1 protein-coding gene is annotated in these 565 nt (G+C 46.5%); it reads right to left on the bottom strand.

The annotated features are described in order from the left end of the window. The coding region (modB, locus tag AB4496_RS29270; RefSeq protein WP_372133636.1) for a molybdate ABC transporter permease subunit at positions 1-564 on the bottom strand (564 nt) is incomplete at its 3' end. Between the last annotated feature and the right edge of the window lies 1 nt (position 565).

Raw genomic sequence — 565 nt, 5'->3', positions numbered from 1 at the left:
CAGTGCGATCACTATTGAGATGACACACAAACGAGCCGCTTCCATTTCAGCTCCAGGGGTTTCAATAAAGGTATACATGGCTAAAGGAATGGTTTGAGTTTCTCCAGGGATATTGGAAACGAAGCTGATGGTCGCACCAAACTCACCCAAGCTTCTCGCAAATGAAAGCATGGTGCCAGTAATGATCCCTGGGATCATCAGAGGTAAAGTGATGGTGAAAAACACACGAAGAGGTGAAGCACCTAGCGTGGCTGCAGCCTCTTCAAGTTTACTGTCTACGGTTTCTAAGCTCAGTCGTATAGAACGTACCATCAGAGGCAATGCTACGACCACACACGCTAGAGCAGCGCCCTTCCAGCTAAAACTGAATACAATACCAAACACGTCATTAAGCCAAGAGCCAATAACACCTTGTCTCCCCATCATCACTAGTAGTAAATAACCAATAACCACGGGTGGAAGCACCAAAGGCAAATGGACAATGCTCTCTACAACGCTTTTGCCTAGAAATTGTTTTCTAGCGAGTAGCCACGCTAAGCCGATGCCGATAGGAATAAGCCACAAG

Origin of the sequence: Vibrio sp. 10N.222.46.A1 (assembly GCF_041473595.1) — a bacterium.
GTDB lineage: Bacteria > Pseudomonadota > Gammaproteobacteria > Enterobacterales > Vibrionaceae > Vibrio > Vibrio tasmaniensis_A.
This window is presented reverse-complemented; position numbering and strand designations above follow the sequence as displayed.